Origin of the sequence: Stenotrophomonas sp. NPDC047960 (assembly GCF_043204395.1) — a bacterium.
GTDB lineage: Bacteria > Pseudomonadota > Gammaproteobacteria > Xanthomonadales > Xanthomonadaceae > Stenotrophomonas.
In genome coordinates this window covers 468,956-484,664 of the sequence record NZ_JBIDBX010000002.1, presented here as the reverse complement: position 1 = coordinate 484,664, position 15,709 = coordinate 468,956, and the positions used below count along the sequence as shown (strand labels likewise).

The 15,709-nt window shown below is 69.0% G+C and carries 16 protein-coding genes and 2 riboswitches; of the genes, 9 read left to right on the top strand and 7 right to left on the bottom strand.

The window, feature by feature from the left end:
- Window positions 1-188 precede the first annotated feature (188 nt).
- A complete protein-coding gene (locus tag ACGFZ3_RS07820) occupies window positions 189-806 on the bottom strand; it encodes a trimeric intracellular cation channel family protein (protein WP_392918767.1) in 618 nt (205 codons plus the stop codon).
- 84 nt (window positions 807-890) lie between these two features.
- Window positions 891-981: riboswitch (glycine riboswitch) on the bottom strand.
- A gap of 20 nt (window positions 982-1,001) precedes the next feature.
- A riboswitch (glycine riboswitch) is annotated at window positions 1,002-1,084 on the bottom strand.
- A 44-nt stretch (window positions 1,085-1,128) separates the two neighbouring features.
- On the opposite strand from ACGFZ3_RS07820, the gene ACGFZ3_RS07815 reads away from it, so the two are divergent.
- Together ACGFZ3_RS07815 and ACGFZ3_RS07810 are read left to right on the top strand one after the other, a co-directional pair.
- Window positions 1,129-1,401 carry a GIY-YIG nuclease family protein gene (locus tag ACGFZ3_RS07815; RefSeq protein WP_392918764.1) on the top strand — a complete coding sequence of 91 codons (273 nt, stop codon included), beginning with the start codon at window positions 1,129-1,131 and terminating at the stop codon, window positions 1,399-1,401.
- The gene (locus ACGFZ3_RS07810) at window positions 1,398-1,715 is read left to right on the top strand and encodes a hypothetical protein (RefSeq protein WP_392918761.1); all 318 of its coding nucleotides are present in this window, start codon (window positions 1,398-1,400) and stop codon (window positions 1,713-1,715) included. The genes ACGFZ3_RS07815 and ACGFZ3_RS07810 overlap by 4 nt, the downstream gene beginning before the upstream one ends.
- On the opposite strand, the gene ACGFZ3_RS07805 is transcribed toward ACGFZ3_RS07810, so the two are convergent.
- Entirely contained in the window at window positions 1,688-2,998 is a 1,311-nt protein-coding gene (locus tag ACGFZ3_RS07805) for an NAD(P)/FAD-dependent oxidoreductase (protein ID WP_392918758.1), read from the bottom strand. The two genes, ACGFZ3_RS07810 and ACGFZ3_RS07805, sit on opposite strands and share 28 nt — an antisense overlap.
- Before the next feature lie 140 nt (window positions 2,999-3,138).
- Between ACGFZ3_RS07805 and ACGFZ3_RS07800 the strand changes: the two genes are divergently transcribed.
- Entirely contained in the window at window positions 3,139-3,885 is a 747-nt protein-coding gene (locus ACGFZ3_RS07800; RefSeq protein WP_282247697.1) for an NYN domain-containing protein, read from the top strand.
- Between the two features lie 58 nt (window positions 3,886-3,943).
- Complete coding sequence (locus tag ACGFZ3_RS07795) at window positions 3,944-4,564, top strand: glutathione S-transferase family protein (RefSeq protein ID WP_392918754.1); 621 nt, start codon at window positions 3,944-3,946, stop codon at window positions 4,562-4,564.
- Between the two features lie 40 nt (window positions 4,565-4,604).
- Here the strand turns inward: ACGFZ3_RS07795 and ACGFZ3_RS07790 are convergent, their stop codons facing one another.
- Window positions 4,605-6,836 carry a primosomal protein N' gene (locus tag ACGFZ3_RS07790; protein ID WP_392918751.1) on the bottom strand — a complete coding sequence of 744 codons (2,232 nt, stop codon included), beginning with the start codon at window positions 6,834-6,836 and terminating at the stop codon, window positions 4,605-4,607.
- A 437-nt stretch (window positions 6,837-7,273) separates the two neighbouring features.
- Between ACGFZ3_RS07790 and ACGFZ3_RS07785 the strand changes: the two genes are divergently transcribed.
- From ACGFZ3_RS07785 to sppA, 4 genes are all read left to right on the top strand, one after another.
- Window positions 7,274-8,275: a hypothetical protein gene (locus tag ACGFZ3_RS07785; RefSeq protein ID WP_392918748.1), complete on the top strand. Its 1,002-nt coding sequence runs from the start codon at window positions 7,274-7,276 to the stop codon at window positions 8,273-8,275.
- Window positions 8,268-8,822 carry a DUF3106 domain-containing protein gene (locus ACGFZ3_RS07780; RefSeq protein ID WP_392918745.1) on the top strand — a complete coding sequence of 185 codons (555 nt, stop codon included), beginning with the start codon at window positions 8,268-8,270 and terminating at the stop codon, window positions 8,820-8,822. The genes ACGFZ3_RS07785 and ACGFZ3_RS07780 overlap by 8 nt, the downstream gene beginning before the upstream one ends.
- Window positions 8,823-8,893: 71 nt before the next feature.
- The gene (locus tag ACGFZ3_RS07775) at window positions 8,894-10,264 is read left to right on the top strand and encodes an MATE family efflux transporter (RefSeq protein ID WP_392918741.1); all 1,371 of its coding nucleotides are present in this window, start codon (window positions 8,894-8,896) and stop codon (window positions 10,262-10,264) included.
- An 85-nt stretch (window positions 10,265-10,349) separates the two neighbouring features.
- Entirely contained in the window at window positions 10,350-12,254 is a 1,905-nt protein-coding gene (gene sppA / locus ACGFZ3_RS07770; RefSeq protein WP_392918738.1) for a signal peptide peptidase SppA, read from the top strand.
- 115 nt (window positions 12,255-12,369) lie between these two features.
- On the opposite strand, the gene ACGFZ3_RS07765 is transcribed toward sppA, so the two are convergent.
- Window positions 12,370-12,585, bottom strand: a complete 216-nt coding sequence (locus tag ACGFZ3_RS07765; protein WP_392918735.1) for a hypothetical protein — start codon at window positions 12,583-12,585, stop codon at window positions 12,370-12,372.
- A 140-nt stretch (window positions 12,586-12,725) separates the two neighbouring features.
- Here ACGFZ3_RS07765 and ACGFZ3_RS07760 point away from each other — a divergent pair, with 140 nt between their 5' ends.
- The gene (locus ACGFZ3_RS07760; protein ID WP_392918732.1) at window positions 12,726-13,502 is read left to right on the top strand and encodes an SDR family oxidoreductase; all 777 of its coding nucleotides are present in this window, start codon (window positions 12,726-12,728) and stop codon (window positions 13,500-13,502) included.
- A 24-nt stretch (window positions 13,503-13,526) separates the two neighbouring features.
- Here ACGFZ3_RS07760 and ACGFZ3_RS07755 read toward each other — a convergent pair whose 3' ends face one another.
- Genes ACGFZ3_RS07755 through ACGFZ3_RS07745 form a run of 3 tightly spaced genes read right to left on the bottom strand, consistent with a single transcriptional unit; the run spans window position 13,527 to window position 15,691 of the window.
- Complete coding sequence (locus tag ACGFZ3_RS07755) at window positions 13,527-14,246, bottom strand: DUF4124 domain-containing protein (protein ID WP_392918729.1); 720 nt, start codon at window positions 14,244-14,246, stop codon at window positions 13,527-13,529.
- A gap of 33 nt (window positions 14,247-14,279) precedes the next feature.
- Window positions 14,280-15,080: a DUF4124 domain-containing protein gene (locus ACGFZ3_RS07750; RefSeq protein WP_392918726.1), complete on the bottom strand. Its 801-nt coding sequence runs from the start codon at window positions 15,078-15,080 to the stop codon at window positions 14,280-14,282.
- 50 nt (window positions 15,081-15,130) lie between these two features.
- On the bottom strand, window positions 15,131-15,691 hold the full coding sequence (locus ACGFZ3_RS07745; protein WP_392918723.1) for a Sua5/YciO/YrdC/YwlC family protein: 561 nt from the start codon (window positions 15,689-15,691) through the stop codon (window positions 15,131-15,133).
- Between the last annotated feature and the right edge of the window lie 18 nt (window positions 15,692-15,709).

Sequence of the window (15,709 nt, the reverse complement as noted above, 5' to 3'; positions counted from 1 at the left end):
TTTTTTTCCCCACCCCCCCTGGGGTGTTTGGCGCGTGGTGTGGGCCTCCGTCGGCGGGGTGCTCGCCCCCCCCCCGGGGGGGGGGGGGGGGGGGGGGCGGGGGGGGGTGGCGGGGGGGGGCCCCCCCCCCCGGGGGGGCCGCTACCGGTGCCGGCCGGCGGCGGGTATCGACCGCCGGTCGATACCCGCTAATGCACCTCGTCGCGGTACACGAACTTCGGCATCTCCCACTTGAAGTGGATCGCCAGCAGGCGGAACGCGAAGCCGCCGCCCAGGCACCACAGCGTGGCGGCATTGAGCGACACGTCCAGTTCCAGCAAACCCAGCCACGCCGCGCCAGTGAGCAGGGTGATCACCGCGTACAGCTCCTTCTGGAAGATCAGCGGCACCTCGTTGCACAGTACATCGCGCAGGACGCCGCCGAAGGCGCCGGTGAGCATGCCGGCGATGAGTACGATCGGCGCCGCGTGGCCACCGTCGCGCGCCACCGCGCAGCCGATCAGGGTGAAGCAGATCAGGCCCAGGCCATCGAGCACCAGGAAGGTGCGGCGGAAGTGGTGCATCCAGCGTGCCACCCAGGTGGCGATCAGTGCCGCACAGATCGTGAAGCCCAGGTACTCGGGGTGCTTGACCCAGCCCAGCGGGTAGTGGCCCAGCACGATATCGCGCAGTGAGCCGCCGCCCAGCGCGGTCACGCAGGCGATGATGACCACGCCGAACAGATCCATACGCCGACGACCGGCAGACAGCGCGCCGGTCATGGCTTCGGCGGAAATGGCGATGAGGTAGATGATGGACAGCAGCATGCAGCGGCTCCGGAGGGGGCAGGCGGGGACGGAAACGCGCACGCGCCAGCGCCGCAGCACTGTCGTGGGGTGGGATTCCGTTGCCGCTCCCGCTGTCCTTTTGCCTGAGAGTTCAGTGGCCAGGCCACGTGCCCCTTCGGCGGGTCATTGAAGACCTCTCTCCAGATCGGCGTGTTGGATGCATGGTTGGTGGCGTTTCGAGCCACCGGCCTGAGCGATTATGGGAGCCTGCGCCTTCGGCGGGCGCCAGCGCGGCGCCTCTCTCCTGCATCCGGAGCGGATTCTAGCAGCCAGTACCCTCGTGCCCGTGGATAATCCCGGTATGCCCGCTGAACCCGCCCCCTGGTACCTCTATCTGCTGGAATGCCGCAACGGCAGCTATTACGCCGGCATCAGCAACGACGTGGACGCCCGCTTCCAGGCCCATGCGTGCGGGAAGGGCGCGCGCTACACCCGCGCCAACCCGCCGGTGAAGCTGCTCGCCATGCGCGCCTATCCGGACCGTTCGGCCGCCTCCAAGGCCGAATGCGAGCTCAAGCGCCAGCCGCGCGCACGCAAACTGGCCTGGCTTCAGCAACGGAGTGGCGGAACATGACAGGCATCGACCCGACCAAGGCGCGCGCAATGATCGGCAAGACCGTGCTCGCCGGCATCACCTACCTGGACGCCGAAGGCAACGCGCTGGAGCACCGCCAGATGGCCGGGCACGTGCTGCGCATCAATGACGAGGAGGGCGTGGTGCTGGCCAGCGCGCTGGACGGCGAGGAACTGTTCCTGCCGCCAGAGCTTGGTCATTACACCCCGGCCGCGCCCGGCGACTACACGCTGCGCTCGATGGCGCTGACCATCCGTGATCCGGATTTCCTGTGCACCTGGGATGTTCACCTCGCTCCGGGCAACGATCCCTGATCGGTCGGCTTCGGTCGGCGGTCCTCGCGGTCATCACCAAAGATGATCCGTGCACTGCGCTGGTAGCTCCAATACGCCACCGCCCAATTGAGCAGCACCACGATCCGGTTGCGGAACTCGATCAGGAAGAACACGTGCGCGGCCAGCCAGAACCACCAGGCCAGCACACCGGACAACTGCAGCCGGCCCAGGTGCACGATGGCGGCCATGCGCCCGATCGTGGCCAGGTTGCCGTAGTCCTGGTACTTGAACGGGCCGGGTGCCGGCGTGTCCTCAAGCCGCGCACGGAGGGTGGCGGCCACATGCTTGCCCATCTGCTTGGCGGCCGGGGCAACGCCCGGCACCGGCCGGCCATCGGCCTGCTGCAGCGCGGCCAGGTCGCCGGCCACGAAAATCTCCGGGTGCCCGGCCAGGGTAAGGTCGGGCTGCACCAGCACGCGCCCGGCGCGGTCCAGGGGGACGTCCAGCGTCCGCGCCAGCGGCGAGGCAGCCACGCCTGCGGCCCACACCACCGTGCGGGCGGCAACGAACTGCTCGCCGAGCTGGAAGCCCTCGCCGTTGATGTTGCTCACTGCGGTGCCGGTCAGCACTTCCACGCCGAGCTTCTCCAACTGGCGCCGCGCTTTCAGCGACAGTACCTCGGGAAAGCTGGACAGCACCCGGGGCCCGGCTTCGACCAGCCGCACCGTGGCGCTGGCCGGATCGATGTGGCGGAACTCGTTGCGCAGGGTGTGCCGCGCGATCTCGGCCAGGGTGCCGGCCAGTTCCACGCCGGTGGGGCCGCCGCCGACTACCGCAAAGCTCAGCCACGCTGCCTTGCGCGCCGGATCCGGCTCGGCCTCCGCGCGTTCGAAGGCCAGCAGCAGCTTGCGCCGCAGTGCGATGGCATCGTCCAGGGTCTTCAGGCCAGGTGCGTCGGCGGCCCACTCGTCGTGCCCGAAATACGCGTGGGTGGCGCCGGTGCACAGCATCAGGGTGTCGTAGCCGAGCTGGCCGCCGTCGGCCAGGGTGATCTGGCGCTTGCCCTTGTCGATCGAGGTCACCTCGCCCAACCGCACTTCGACATTGCGCTGGTCGCCCAGGATGTGGCGCAGCGGCGCGGCGATGTCGGGCGCGGACAGGCCGGCGGTGGCGACCTGGTACAGCAGCGGCTGGAACAGATGGTGGTTGCGACGGTCCACCAGGGTGATGCGGATGCGCGCGCTGGCCAGCGCGCGGGTGGCCCAGAGGCCGGCGAAGCCGCCACCAATGATGACCAGGTGGGGCAGGGGATCGCGGGTCATGCAATGACTCCTTGGCGGGGGTCGAAGCGAAGCAGAGCATGTTCGCACGCGACGCGCGATCTTCACGTGGATGACAGATACTGGGTTCAGCAGCCGTCGCGCCTGCCGGCGGCCGATTCGACCCTTGACTGGAGGTTGAGATGACCGAACCGGAAAAGCGCATCGCCCTGCTGATCGATGCCGACAATGCGCCGTCTTCGAAGATCGATGTGGTGCTGGCCGAAGTGGCGCGCTACGGCGTGGCCAACGTCCGTCGCGCCTATGGCAACTGGAAGAGTCCACGCCTGAAAGGCTGGGAGGGGGTGCTGCACGAGTACGCAATCCGTCCCATCCAGCAGTTCGCCTACAGCCGCGGCAAGAACGCCTCGGACATGGCGATGGTGATCGATGCGATGGACATGCTGTACGCACGCAACCTCGATGGGTTTGCGATCGTGTCCAGCGATGCCGATTTCACTCCGCTGGTGATGCGCCTGCTGACCGACGGGGTCAAGGTGTATGGGTTCGGCGAGAAGAAAACGCCGGAGCCGTTCGTCAACGCCTGTTCCAAGTTCACCTACCTGGAAGCCCTGGGCCAGAGCCATGCGGTGGACGCCGAAGTGGAGCAGGGCGCCGAGGAAACCCGTCCACGCAAGACCGGCCCCGAACTGCGCAGCGATACCCGGCTGGTGCAGATGCTGCGCCGTGCGGTGACGTCGGCCGAAGCCGAAGACGGCTGGTCGCACCTGGGCCCGGTGGGCAGCCAGATCGGCAACCAGGCTTCTTTCGACTCGCGCAACTACGGCTACAACAAACTCAGCGAACTGCTCGCGGCCACCGGGCTGTTTGAAATGAAGAAGGACGGCAAATCCACTTACGTGCGCGCACTTCCGAAGAAGGCGCGGTAACACCGCTGCGTTGATCGGCGTATCGTATCGGCGCATATCGACAACCGGGAACACCAACATGCTGAAGATCTGGGGCCGCCGCAATTCCAGCAACGTGCGCAAAGTGCTGTGGTGTGCGGAGGAAATCGGCCTGCCGTACGAATCCATCGAAGTCGGCGGCCCTTTCGGTGGCACCCAGTCGCCGGAATACGTGGGCATGAACCCCAACGGCCTGGTGCCGGTGATCGAAGACCACGGCCTGCCGCTGTGGGAATCCAACACCATCGTGCGTTATCTGAGCGCGCGCTACGCGCTGGGCACGCTCTACCCGGAGGATGCGATGGCGCGCGCCCAGGCCGAGAAGTGGATGGACTGGAGCACCTCGCGCATGGCGCCGCTGTACACCGATCTGATCTGGGGCATCATGCGCACCGCCCCGGCCGACCGCGACGAAGCCCGCATCAATGCCGCGGTCACGCGTGCCGGCGAGTTGCTGCGCATGGCGGATGCCACCCTGGCGCAACAACCCTGGTTGTCCGGGGAGCAGTTCGCGATGGGCGACATACCGCTCGGCGCGCTGGTCTATGCGTGGTTCGAACTGCCGATCCAGCGGCCGTCGCTGCCGCACCTGGAAGCGTGGTACCAGCGCCTGCAGCAGCGCCCGGCGTACGTCAAAGCAGTGATGACCCCGTTGACGTGAAGTAACGGACGGTAGGTGCGGACCGTTGGTCCGCACGCGCTCAATACAGGTCGGTGGGGTCGACGTCCAATGACCAGCGCACCCTGCGCGCCTGCGGCAATCCGTAAAGCTGCGGCATGATCTGGTCCAACAGTGCGTGCAGCGGCCGTCGCGTCGGCGCCGACAGCAGCAGCTGGGTGCGCTGGTAACCTGCGCGGCGCGGCATCGGTGCCGGCATCGGGCCGAAGCGTTCCACCGGGCACTCGTGCGCGATCAGCTCGCGCACGGCCATCAGCATGGCATTGGCGTGCTCCACCTGCTGCGCCTCGGCGCGCATCAGCGCCAGGTGCGCGAACGGTGGGAAGCCGGCCGCTTCGCGCTGCTGCAGCTCGGCATCGGCAAAGGCGTGGTAGCCACCGTTGACCAGGGTTTCCAGCAACGGGTGCCCGGGGTGATGGGTCTGCAGCCAGACTTCGCCGGCGTCGGTGGCGCGCCCCGCGCGCCCGGCCACCTGGATCAGCTGCTGGGCCAGTTTCTCGCTGGCGCGGAAGTCGGCGGAGAACAGGCCTTCGTCGATGCCCACCACGACCACCAGGGTCAGCTTCGGCAGGTCGTGGCCCTTGGCCAGGATCTGCGTGCCGACCAGGATGCCGGCACGGTCACCCAGCGTGGCCAGCTGGGTTTCCAGCGCGTCGCGGCGGTTGGTGGTGCCGCGATCGATGCGGATCACCGGGAAATCGGCGAAGGCTTCCACCAGGTGTTCTTCCAGGCGCTCGGTGCCGATTCCCTGCGGCTGCAGCGCCAGGCTGGCGCAGTCGGGACAGGCCAGCGGCGCTGGCTGGCGCGCGCCGCAGTGGTGGCACTGCAGGCGGCGGCCGCCGGCGTGCACGGTCATCGGCGCATCGCAGCGTCTGCAGGGCGCGGTCCACCCGCAGTCATGGCACAGCAGCACCGGGGCGTAACCGCGGCGGTTCTTGAACACCAGTACCTGGTGGCCGGCCGCCAGGTGCTGGCCGATGCCTTCCATGACCTCGGCCGAGAGGCCGTCCTTCAGCGGGCGCTTGCGTACGTCCAGCACCCGCACCCGCGGCGGTCGCGCCTCGCCCGCGCGCTGTTTCAAGCGCAGGTGGGTGTAGCGGCCGGCGTGGGCGTTGTGCAGCGATTCCAGCGACGGCGTGGCGCTGCCCAGCACCACCGGCACGTCCAGCGCCTTGGCCCGCACCAGCGCGAAATCGCGCGCGTGGTAGCGGATGCCGTCCTGCTGCTTGTAGCTGCCGTCGTGCTCTTCATCGACCACGATCAGCCCGGCATTGGGCAACGGGGTGAACACCGCCGAACGCGTGCCCACGATCACCTGTGCCTCGCCGCGAGCGGCGGCGGCCCACACCCGCGCGCGTTCGTTGTCGTTCAAGCCCGAATGCAGCACATGCACGGTAATGCCAAGGCGGCTGCGGAAGCGTGCCAGCGTCTGTGGCGTCAGCCCGATCTCCGGCACCAGCACCAACGCCTGGCGGCCGCGTGCCAGGCAGTCCACGATCGCCTGCAGGTACACCTCGGTCTTGCCACTGCCGGTGACCCCGTCGAGCAGGAACGCGCCGAACTGCGCGTGGGCGGTGATTGCGGCGATGGCGTTGGCCTGCTCCACATTCGGCGTCGGGCCCGACCGCAGGACCGGCAGCGCCGGGGTATGCTCCAGCGGGATGCGCTCGACCAGGCCGCGCTTGGCCAGCGCGCGCGCCGCGCTGCGCCAGTCGTCCATGGCCTCGTCCAGCAGGTCCTCGTCCAAGCTGCGGCCGGCCAGGTGTTCGGCCAGGCGGTGCGGACGGGTGCCGGCCCGCAGCTTGGCGCGTTGTTCGATTCCTGCCGCCGTGAGCTGCCAGCCCCAACGATGGGTATCGGGCACCGGTTCGCCACGGCGCAGCGGGGCGGGGAGGGCGGTGCTGACCACCTCGCCCAGCGGCGCATGGGTGTAACGCGCCAGCCACTGCAGCGAGGTCCACAGCTCGCCGTCCAGCAGTGGCGCCGCATCCAGCCATTCCACCGCAGTCCGCAGCGCGTTGCCGTCGGGCACCGTGCCGATCCCGGCCACCACGCCCACCAGCTCGCGTGAGCCGAACGGCACCCGCAGTCGGCGCCCGACCATGCCGGGGCCGGGTGCCTCACCCGGCGGCGGCGCGTAGTCGAACCACTGCGGCAACGGCAGGGGCAGGGCCACCTGGAGGGAGGGGGCATCCGGCAGGGGGGCCAGGGCACTTTCCAGGCTCAGCAGGGGGGCTGGATCGGGGGGCAGCATCGCGCCAGTGTAGCGGGCGCGACCGGCCCTGTTCAGCGCGCGAAACCGATCGCCGCTGGGCGTCGTGGAACCTAAATAGGAGCTAAATATCCGTGGCTATTGGAGATTCGGTCTTATCCACATCTTCTGTGGATAAGTCTGTGTGCGAGTGTCGAACTCCGAGCTGTTTGTCAGGGAGTACCGCAGTGAAGCCCGGGTTGGTCAAAAAATAGCCACACAACAAAATCCATTAAAATCAATTGGATGGCTGTGAAACACCGCTGACACATGGGGGATGCCGGCTTCACCTGCCCGTTTTATGCCGAATTTGTTGGTGCTGTGCACAACCTGCGCCGCTGTCAAGCGTTCCGCACCTTGGCGGTCGTCGCACACGGCCTGTATCGGCATCCCCCTGCGCGGGCGCACTCGCTATCATTCCGGCACTTGATGGAGTTGCTATGACGGCTGTGAACGCCCCTGTTTCCTCTACTGCAGCGGGTGCCCTGTCCGCATTCCTGCGAGGCGTCGAGCGTCGCGCCCTGGTGGTTGCCGAACTGCAGTGCGGCGACCCGACCGTCGCCGAGCAGGCACTGGTCGCGGTGATGCGCGCCTTCGCCGGCATCGCCAGTGACGTGCCGATGGCACAGTGGCCGGACCGGTTCTGGATCCTGCTTGCCCACCGCACCCCGATCCGCATGCCGGCGCCCGGCGGCCAGTGGGCTCCCGGCCTGGCGCACCTGCCCACCCTTGCGCCGGCGGCACGGCTGGCGCTGCTGCTGCGGGTCGGCGGCGGGCTGGACGAGGCCGCCGCCGCGCAGATCCTGGACATGCCGGTGGCCGACTACCAGCAGGCGCTGGCCGAGGCCTGCCCGCGCGATGCGCAGGGCCATCCCGATGCGGCGGGTTGGCGCGCCCTGGCCGAACAGGTGCAGCAGCGCCTGCGCGAGCTGCCGGCCAGCCGCCTGCAGCAGCTGCACCAGCCCGCGCCGGCCCCCGCGGCGGGCAAGGGACCGGCCTCCTGGCGCGCGCCAGCACCGGCCGATGCGGCGCCGCGGCGCACGTCGGTCCGCCGCCACAACCGGCGGCCGCTGTGGCGCGGACTATTGATCCTGCTGGTCACCACCGCCGTATTGCTGGGGGGCGCGATGTGGTGGCAGCACCGCAGCCCGGCGCTCGCGCCGGAAGCCAGCGTGCCCGAGGGCGCGGTGTCCACCGCCGACCCGGTGCAGGTGGAGCCGCTGGCCGCCGAAGACCTGCCGGTGACGGCACCGGCCGACCCGGCCCACGCCGCCGGCGACGCGGCCATGCTGGCCGACCCGGACCTGATGCTGGCCCGTGATGCCGACCTGTACGCGTGGGCGGCCGCCGGTGGTCCGGTCCCGGTGGACGAATCGCAGCCGCAGCCCAGCCGCCCCGAACCTGCCACCGCCGGCCTGGAGACGGCAGCCGCTGATGAATAAGTCGATCCTGCTGCTTGCCGTGGGCCTGGCGGCCGGCGCGCACGCCGCCCCCCAGCCGTTACCCTTGCCGGCCGCCACTCCTGTGCCGGTAACGACACCCGCCATTCCCGCCACCCCGGCCGCACTGGATCCTGCCCAGCTGCGTGAACTGCGCAGCCGCTATGCCCAGTGGCAGGCGCTGCCCGCAGCCGAACGTGCCCGCATCCGCGAGGCCGCCGGCCGTATCGCCGCGATGCCCGCTGCACAGCAGCAGGCGCTGCGGGCCCGCTTCGACGAACAGGACCAGCGGTTCCGCGACGGCTGGCTGCTGGGCCCGCAGCTGGGCCAGCATTTCCCCAAGCTGCAGGGCCTGTTCGGCTATCTGCCCGCCGACCAGCGCGAGCCGGCGCTGGCCGCGCTGCGCCAGCTCAACGAGGGCCAGCTGGCGCAGCTCACGTTGATTGCCCAGCGCACCCCGCCGCAGGAGCGCGACCAGGTGCGCGACCAGTTCCTGGGGTTGGCGCCAGCCGCGCGCGATGCGTGGTTGAAGGAAAACCTGGTGCGTTGAGCGTAAGATGACCGGCCGCAACCCGGTGCCTGTGCCCTCCGCGCGCTGCCGTAGTTGCCGTCTGTGATCCCATGTCTACCGTTACCGCTACGCCGCGCCTCTCCCGGGAAGTGCGCGCCACCGGCCTGCTTGCGCTGCCGCTGGTCCTTGGCCACATCTCCACTGGCCTGATTTCCTTCGTCGACAACGTCATCGCCGGGCACCACGGTACCCAGACGTTGGCGGCGGTCACCATCGGCACGGCCCTGCTGTGGCTGCCGATGCTGATTCCGATCGGTACCTTGATCTCGCTCACCGCCTCGGTGTCGCAGCTGCACGGCGCCGGCCGCGAACGTGAGATCGGCCCGCTGTTCCGCCAGGCGCTGTGGCTGGCCTTGGGCCTGGGCCTGATCATGTTCACCTTCCTCACGGTGGTGCCGCCGTTGCTGCCTGCGTTCGGCATCGCCCCGGACATCGTGCCGGGCGCGACTGCGTTCCTGCATGCGGTGCGCTGGGGTGGCCCGGCGCTGACCCTGTACTTCTGCATGCGCTACCTCAGCGAGGGCATGCACTGGACGCTGCCGACCATGCTGCTCGGCTTTGGTGGCCTGCTGGTGCTGGCGCCGCTGGGCTACGTGCTGTGTTACGGCAAGCTGGGCTTCCCGGAAATGGGCGCCGAAGGGCTGGGCATCGCCTCGGCCACCATGATGTGGATCCAGGCGCTGTGCTTCGCTGGCTACCTCTGGAAGACCAAGCGGTTCGCCCACCTGGAACTGTTCTCGCACCTGGAGCTGCCGCGCTGGGCGGCGATCTGGGACCTGCTGCGCACCGGCCTGCCGATCGGCATCACCGTGCTGATGGAAGGCGGGCTGTTCATCGTCACCGCCCTGTTGATCGGCCGCCTGGGCGCCACCGAGGCGGCCTCGCACCAGATCGCCATCAACGTGGCGCAGCTGTGCTTCATGATCCCGATGGGCGTGGCCGAAGCGACCACCGTGCGCGTGGGCCATGCGGTAGGCAGCGGCAACGGGCTGGGCGTTCGGCGCGCTGCCATCGCCGGCCTGCTGATCATCCTGGGCACGCAGACGCTGTCGGCGCTGGTGCTGCTGTTCGGGCACGACGCCATCGTCGGGGTGTATACCGCCGACATGGGCGTGGCCGCGCTGGCCTCCACCCTGCTGCTGTATGCGGCCGCGTTCCAGTTCCCCGATGGCATCCAGGTGCTCTCGGCGGGCGCGCTGCGCGGCCTGAAGGACACCCGGGTGCCAATGTTCATCGCCATGTTCTCGTACTGGGGGCTCGGCATGCCGCTCGGCGCCGGACTGGGCCTGGGCCTGGGCATGGGGCCGCAGGGCATGTGGTTGGGCCTGATCCTGGGCCTGACCGCGGCGGCGATCCTGATGGCGTGGCGGCTGCGCGTGAGCAGCCGTCGTGTGGGTGTCGACCTGAACCTGCCGGCCTGATGGCCCCCTTACTTGTGTCCGATGCCGGGCTGTCCGGCACGGGCTATGCTGGTACCACGGCAAGAAGCCAACTGGAGTTTTCCCCATGAACCAACCCGTGCGTCGCAATCCCGTCGCCAGCTTCTTCATCGGGCTGTGGGATGTGATGAACTTTACCCGCAGGCTGATCCTCAACCTGCTGTTCTTCGGCCTGTTGCTGCTGATCCTGGTCCTGTTCGTCTTCGCGATGGGCAAGGGCGCCAGCAGTGGCCGCACCCTGCAGGACCGCACCACGCTGGTGATCGCGCCGGAAGGGCGCCTGGTTGAACAGTTCAGTGCCGATCCGGTCAGTCGCGCCCTGGCCAAGGCCATTGGCGACAACAGCGCCGAGGAAGTGCAGCTGCGCGACCTGGTGCGCGCGCTGGATGCCGCGCGTGAGGACAAGAAGATCGAGCGCGTGGTGCTGCAGCTGGACAAGCTGCAGCCCAGCGGCTTTGCTTCGATGCGGGAAGTGGCTGCCTCGCTGCAGGAACTGCGCGCGTCGGGCAAGGACATCGTGGCCTACAGCGACAACATGAGCCAGTGGCAGTACCTGCTGGCCGCGCAGGCCAAGGAAATCTACCTCGACCCGATGGGCGGGGTGGTGTTGGAAGGCCTCGGCCGTTACCGCCAGTACTTCCGCACCGGCCTGCAGGACAAGCTGGGCGTTGACGTGCACCTGTTCAAGGTGGGCGAATACAAGTCCGCCGCCGAACCGTACGTGCTGGACGCGGCGTCGCCGCAGGCCAAGGAAGCCGACCTGTTCTGGATGAACGACGTGTGGCAGCGCTACCTGGCCGACATCGCCACGGCGCGCAAGCTGGACGCCGCGCAGCTGGCCGCCGGCATCGACACCATGCCCGAAGGCATCGCCGCCGCCGGTGGCGACCTGGCCAAGTTCGCCCTGCAGCAGAAGCTGGTGGATGGCCTGAAGACCCGTGAGGAAGTCGAGGACCTGCTGGCCGATCGCGGCGTGGCCGATGAAGACGCCGACGGTGGCTTCCGCAGCATCAACCTCGATGAGTACCTGGCCCAGCTCGACATCCGCCGCTCGCCGGTGGATTCGCGTCCGCAGGTGGCGGTGGTGGTGGCGTCCGGTGAGATCGCCGGTGGCGACCTGCCGGCCGGCCGCGTGGGCGGCGAGTCGACCTCGGCGCTGCTGCGCGAAGCGCGCGACGACGACAACGTGAAGGCCGTGGTGCTGCGCGTGGATTCGCCCGGTGGCGAAGTGTTCGCTTCCGAGCAGATCCGCCGTGAGGTGGTGGCGCTGAAGGCGGCCGGCAAGCCGGTGGTGGTATCGATGGGCGACCTGGCGGCATCGGGCGGCTACTGGATCAGCATGAATGCCGACCGCATTTACGCCGATCCGTCGACGATCACCGGTTCGATCGGCATCTTCGGCATGATCCCGAACCTGTCGCGCTCGCTGGACAAGATCGGCGTACACACCGACGGCGTGGGCACTACCCGCTTCGCCGGTGCGTTCGACATCACCCGCCCGATGGATCCGGCCGTGGGCCAGGTGATCCAGTCGGTGATCAACAAGGGCTACGCCGATTTCACCGGCAAGGTGGCCGACGCACGCAGCAAGCCGGTGGAAGCGGTGGACGAAGTCGCCCGCGGTCGCGTCTGGAGCGGTGCACAGGCCAAGGAACGCGGCCTGGTCGATGCCTTCGGTGGCCTGAAGGCGGCCATCGCAGATGCCTCCAACCGCGCCAAGCTGGGCGGCCCGGACAAGGTGCGGGTGCGCTACATCGAAAAGCCTGCCACGCCGTTCGCGCAGTTCCTCAGCGGCTTCGCCGGCACCCACGCCGGCGCCTGGATGCTGGGCGAATCGGGCGTGGCGCGGATGATGCTGGCCCGCGCGATGCCGGAGGTGGACACCCAGCTGCGCTTCGTCGAAGACGCCGCCCGTGATCCGCGCGGCAGCGCCCCGGTGAAGGCGCTGGCGTATTGCTTCTGCGGCTTCTGATGGCGGATCACGACCAACGGTCGTGATCTACCCGATGCGATTGTCACGGTAGGTCACCCCCGTTGGTGGTGGCGCGCTCCATCAGCAAACCCGGCCTTGGCCGGGTTTGCTGTTTTTACCGGCCCGCGTCGACCTCGTCGGCGGCGCTGGTGTCCGGTGCCTTTTCCAGTGTTTCGCGCGCGGCCTTGGCCTTGTCCAGCGGCTGCTGCATGGCGTCGCGCAGTGCGGTGGCCTGGGGCTCCGGTCGCTTGTCCGGGTCCGGTGGCACCGGGCGGCTGCAGCCGCTCAGGGCGAGCAGACCGGCCAGCGGAAGGGCGATACGGATCAACATGGCAACCTCGCGCGCGAACCCAGGGAAACGCAGTGTCGCACCGCGTTGCCAGCCCGTGTGTGATGGGGTGCGCCGCACCGGCATGCGGGCTATCCTGCCCGCAAACCATGAGGGGCCGCGGCCCAAGGCAGGAGAAGCAGGTGAGTGCGCAGCGTTGGCGATTGGATGGACAGACCGCATTGATCACCGGTGCCAGTGCCGGAATCGGCCTGGCGATCGCGCGCGAACTGCTCGGGTTTGGCGCGGACCTGCTCATTGTCGGCCGGGATGCCGACGCGCTGGAAATGGCCCGCGATGAGCTCGCCGATGCCTATCCCGACCGTGAGATCCACGGCCTGTCCGCCGACGTCTCCGATGACGAGGATCGCCGCGAGATCCTGGACTGGGTGGAGGATCACAGCGATGGGCTGCACCTGCTGATCAACAACGCCGGCGGCAACATCACCAAGCCGGCCACCGAATACACCGAAGACGAGTGGCGCGGCATCTTCGAAACGAACCTGTTCTCCGCATTCGAACTGTCCCGTTATGCGCACCCGTTGCTGGCGCGCCATGCGGCATCGGCCATCGTCAATGTCGGCAGCGTCTCCGGGCTCACCCATGTGCGCAGCGGCGCGGTGTACGGCATGACCAAGGCGGCCATGCACCAGATGACCCGCAACCTCGCGGTGGAGTGGGCCGAAGACGGCATCCGCGTCAACGCGGTAGCGCCGTGGTACATCCGCACCCGCCGCACCTCCGGCCCGCTGGCCGACCCGGACTACTACGAACAGGTGATCGACCGTACCCCGATGCGGCGCATCGGCGAGCCTGAGGAAGTGGCCGCCGCCGTCGGGTTCCTGTGCCTGCCCGCCGCCAGCTACGTCACCGGCGAATGCATTGCCGTGGACGGTGGGTTCCTGCGTTACGGGTTCTGAGGCGTACCGGCCAACGGTCGGTACCTACCGGGGGACGGCGCAGTTGCTTGCCGACAGCACGCTTTCAAGCCGCTGGCGCTCGGCGCTGGCGGCAGTGAGGGCGCCCGATGAAGCGAAACGTTCCCGACCCCGAGCATCGCGGAAGCGCTGCTGCCACGCGTTGCAACGCTGGTCTTCCGGCAGCGGTTCGCAGGTGTCGCGGATCACTTCGCAGCTGGCGGCATTGACCGGTGTGTTGCCGCCCAGCGCGGTGACCGACAACAGCACGCAGGTGGGGGGTGCCGGTTCAAGCTCGTGCAGGTAGCGGCCGCCGTCCTGGCCCTGGCACTGGTAGATCGGCGGCAGCGGCGGCTTTGCCGGGCCGTCGCCGGGCAGCTCGTCGCCGGGCTTGGGCAGGTTGGCACTGTCCAGGATCGCGGTGCCCCGGGGCACTTCGTACGCTTCTGAAATCATGCGCTCCATCGGCTGCGCCTTGCCGGGTACCTGCGGCGGCATCGATGCGGGTGACAACGGCTGGACGGCCGGCGCGGCCGGCGCTGAGGGCGTGGGCTGGGTCGACACGGAAACCTCCGCGCGCGACGGCGCGGCATTCATGCGCTGGATCACCTGGTGGCTGCCGGCCGGGCAGGGCTTGCCCTGTACGGTCACGTTGTCGTCCGCATCGGTGCAGCGGAACACGATCGGCTCATCGGCCATCGCCGACGACGCCACGCACAGCAGCAACAGGAGCCAATACGGTTTCATCGGCGCAGGATACAACGCACCGGTTGCCGTGCCCTACCGGCAGTCCCGGTCGAGACGCGCATCCACGCCACGCTGCTCGCGGCTGATCGCGTCGCGCTCGCTCTGCAGCGCGCTGTTGTAGCGCCGCACCAGCTCCCAGCGCCGGTCGCTCAGGATCGAACACACTTCGCTGGCCGGCAGCGGGTGGCACTGGTCGCGCACCAGCACGTTGCCAGCCGGCACCACCACGTCCTGGTAGGTGCCCGGATATGCCGACCCTTCGCTGTGCCACTGCGTACTGCCGCTGCCGACGGACAGGCTGCCGCCGACCCGCGAGCCGCCGCCGGAGACGGTCAGCGAGCCGCCACTGGAGGTGACCGAGCCACTGCCCATCGGTGCGATCGGCGGCAGCGGACGGGGCCCAGGGCCCGGTCCTGGACCAGGGCCGGGATGGATGCCGCCGGGCCGGCGTCCCGGAATCCAGGCGCTGGTCCACACCGGCACCCAGCGCGGATTGCCCTCGCTGCTTTCGCTGGTATAGCGGCTGCCGTCGTCGCGGATGCACTCGTACATCGGCTGTGGTGGCTGCACCTGCACATAGCGCACCTCGCGCTCGGGTGCGGCAGGCGCCGGAGGAGCCGGAGCACGGTCGCTGCGCACCACGCGGGGTGCCGGATCGCGTGGACGCTGCATCTCGCGCACTTCCTGGCGGCCGTCGCGGCACGGTGCATCCTGCAGCGATACCGCGCCGTTGCTGCCTACACAGCGGTAGATACGGACGCTGCTCTCCTGCGCCGCCAGCGGGGCGCTGCCAAGCAGCAACAGGTACAGCGGGAGGGCAGGGTGTGGGCGCATGGCCGCAGTGTGCGGCCTTGCCTGTGCAGGCGCAAAGAACGCCATGCGGCTCAGGTACGCAGTACCTGGCCGGTGAGGGCGTCGCGGATCGGGGTGGGCTGGTCCAGGCCGCCGGTGGCGCCGTCAACCAGGCCATCCAGGTCGCGCAGCAGGTCCGGGTCCAGGCCGGCGCGGCTGCGCGCTGGTGGCTGGCCAGCCAGGTTGGCGCTGGTGGACACCAGCGGCCCGCCCCAGGCACGGCACAGCGCCGCCACCAGCGGGTGGGCGCTGATCCGAACGGCGATGCCAGTGTGTTCCCCCGTGATCCAGCGCGGCGCGCGAGGCCCGGCGGGCAGGATCCAGGTGTGCGCGCCGGGCCAGCTGGCCAGCACCTCGGCCCTGCGCTCAGCAGGCAGCGCGTCGACGCGGACCCAGCCCTCCAGCTGCGCCAGGTCGGCAGCGACCAGGATCATGCCCTTCTCGACCGGCCGCTGCTTGAGCCGCAGCAGCTTCAGCACCGCCGCTTCGTTGGCCGGATCACAGCCCAGGCCCCATACGGCTTCGGTGGGGTAGGCGATCACGCCGCCGGCGCGCAGCGCGGAAGAAGCAGAGTCTACGGTGAGTTCATTCATGGTGACGACCGTTCCAGT

Excerpts from the sequence above, each read along its gene's own strand:
- ACGFZ3_RS07790 (WP_392918751.1), bottom strand. The coding sequence starts at position 6,836 with ATGCTGCCCCCCGATCCAGCCCCCCTGCTGAGCCTGGAAAGTGCCCTG.
- ACGFZ3_RS07765 (WP_392918735.1), bottom strand. The coding sequence starts at position 12,585 with ATGTTGATCCGTATCGCCCTTCCGCTGGCCGGTCTGCTCGCCCTGAGC.
- sppA (WP_392918738.1), top strand. The coding sequence starts at position 10,350 with ATGAACCAACCCGTGCGTCGCAATCCCGTCGCCAGCTTCTTCATCGGG.
- ACGFZ3_RS07750 (WP_392918726.1), bottom strand. The coding sequence starts at position 15,080 with ATGCGCCCACACCCTGCCCTCCCGCTGTACCTGTTGCTGCTTGGCAGC.
- ACGFZ3_RS07820 (WP_392918767.1), bottom strand. The coding sequence starts at position 806 with ATGCTGCTGTCCATCATCTACCTCATCGCCATTTCCGCCGAAGCCATG.
- ACGFZ3_RS07815 (WP_392918764.1), top strand. The coding sequence starts at position 1,129 with ATGCCCGCTGAACCCGCCCCCTGGTACCTCTATCTGCTGGAATGCCGC.
- ACGFZ3_RS07810 (WP_392918761.1), top strand. The coding sequence starts at position 1,398 with ATGACAGGCATCGACCCGACCAAGGCGCGCGCAATGATCGGCAAGACC.
- ACGFZ3_RS07785 (WP_392918748.1), top strand. The coding sequence starts at position 7,274 with ATGACGGCTGTGAACGCCCCTGTTTCCTCTACTGCAGCGGGTGCCCTG.
- ACGFZ3_RS07805 (WP_392918758.1), bottom strand. The coding sequence starts at position 2,998 with ATGACCCGCGATCCCCTGCCCCACCTGGTCATCATTGGTGGCGGCTTC.
- ACGFZ3_RS07755 (WP_392918729.1), bottom strand. The coding sequence starts at position 14,246 with ATGAAACCGTATTGGCTCCTGTTGCTGCTGTGCGTGGCGTCGTCGGCG.
- ACGFZ3_RS07775 (WP_392918741.1), top strand. The coding sequence starts at position 8,894 with ATGTCTACCGTTACCGCTACGCCGCGCCTCTCCCGGGAAGTGCGCGCC.
- ACGFZ3_RS07780 (WP_392918745.1), top strand. The coding sequence starts at position 8,268 with ATGAATAAGTCGATCCTGCTGCTTGCCGTGGGCCTGGCGGCCGGCGCG.
- ACGFZ3_RS07795 (WP_392918754.1), top strand. The coding sequence starts at position 3,944 with ATGCTGAAGATCTGGGGCCGCCGCAATTCCAGCAACGTGCGCAAAGTG.
- ACGFZ3_RS07800 (WP_282247697.1), top strand. The coding sequence starts at position 3,139 with ATGACCGAACCGGAAAAGCGCATCGCCCTGCTGATCGATGCCGACAAT.
- ACGFZ3_RS07745 (WP_392918723.1), bottom strand. The coding sequence starts at position 15,691 with ATGAATGAACTCACCGTAGACTCTGCTTCTTCCGCGCTGCGCGCCGGC.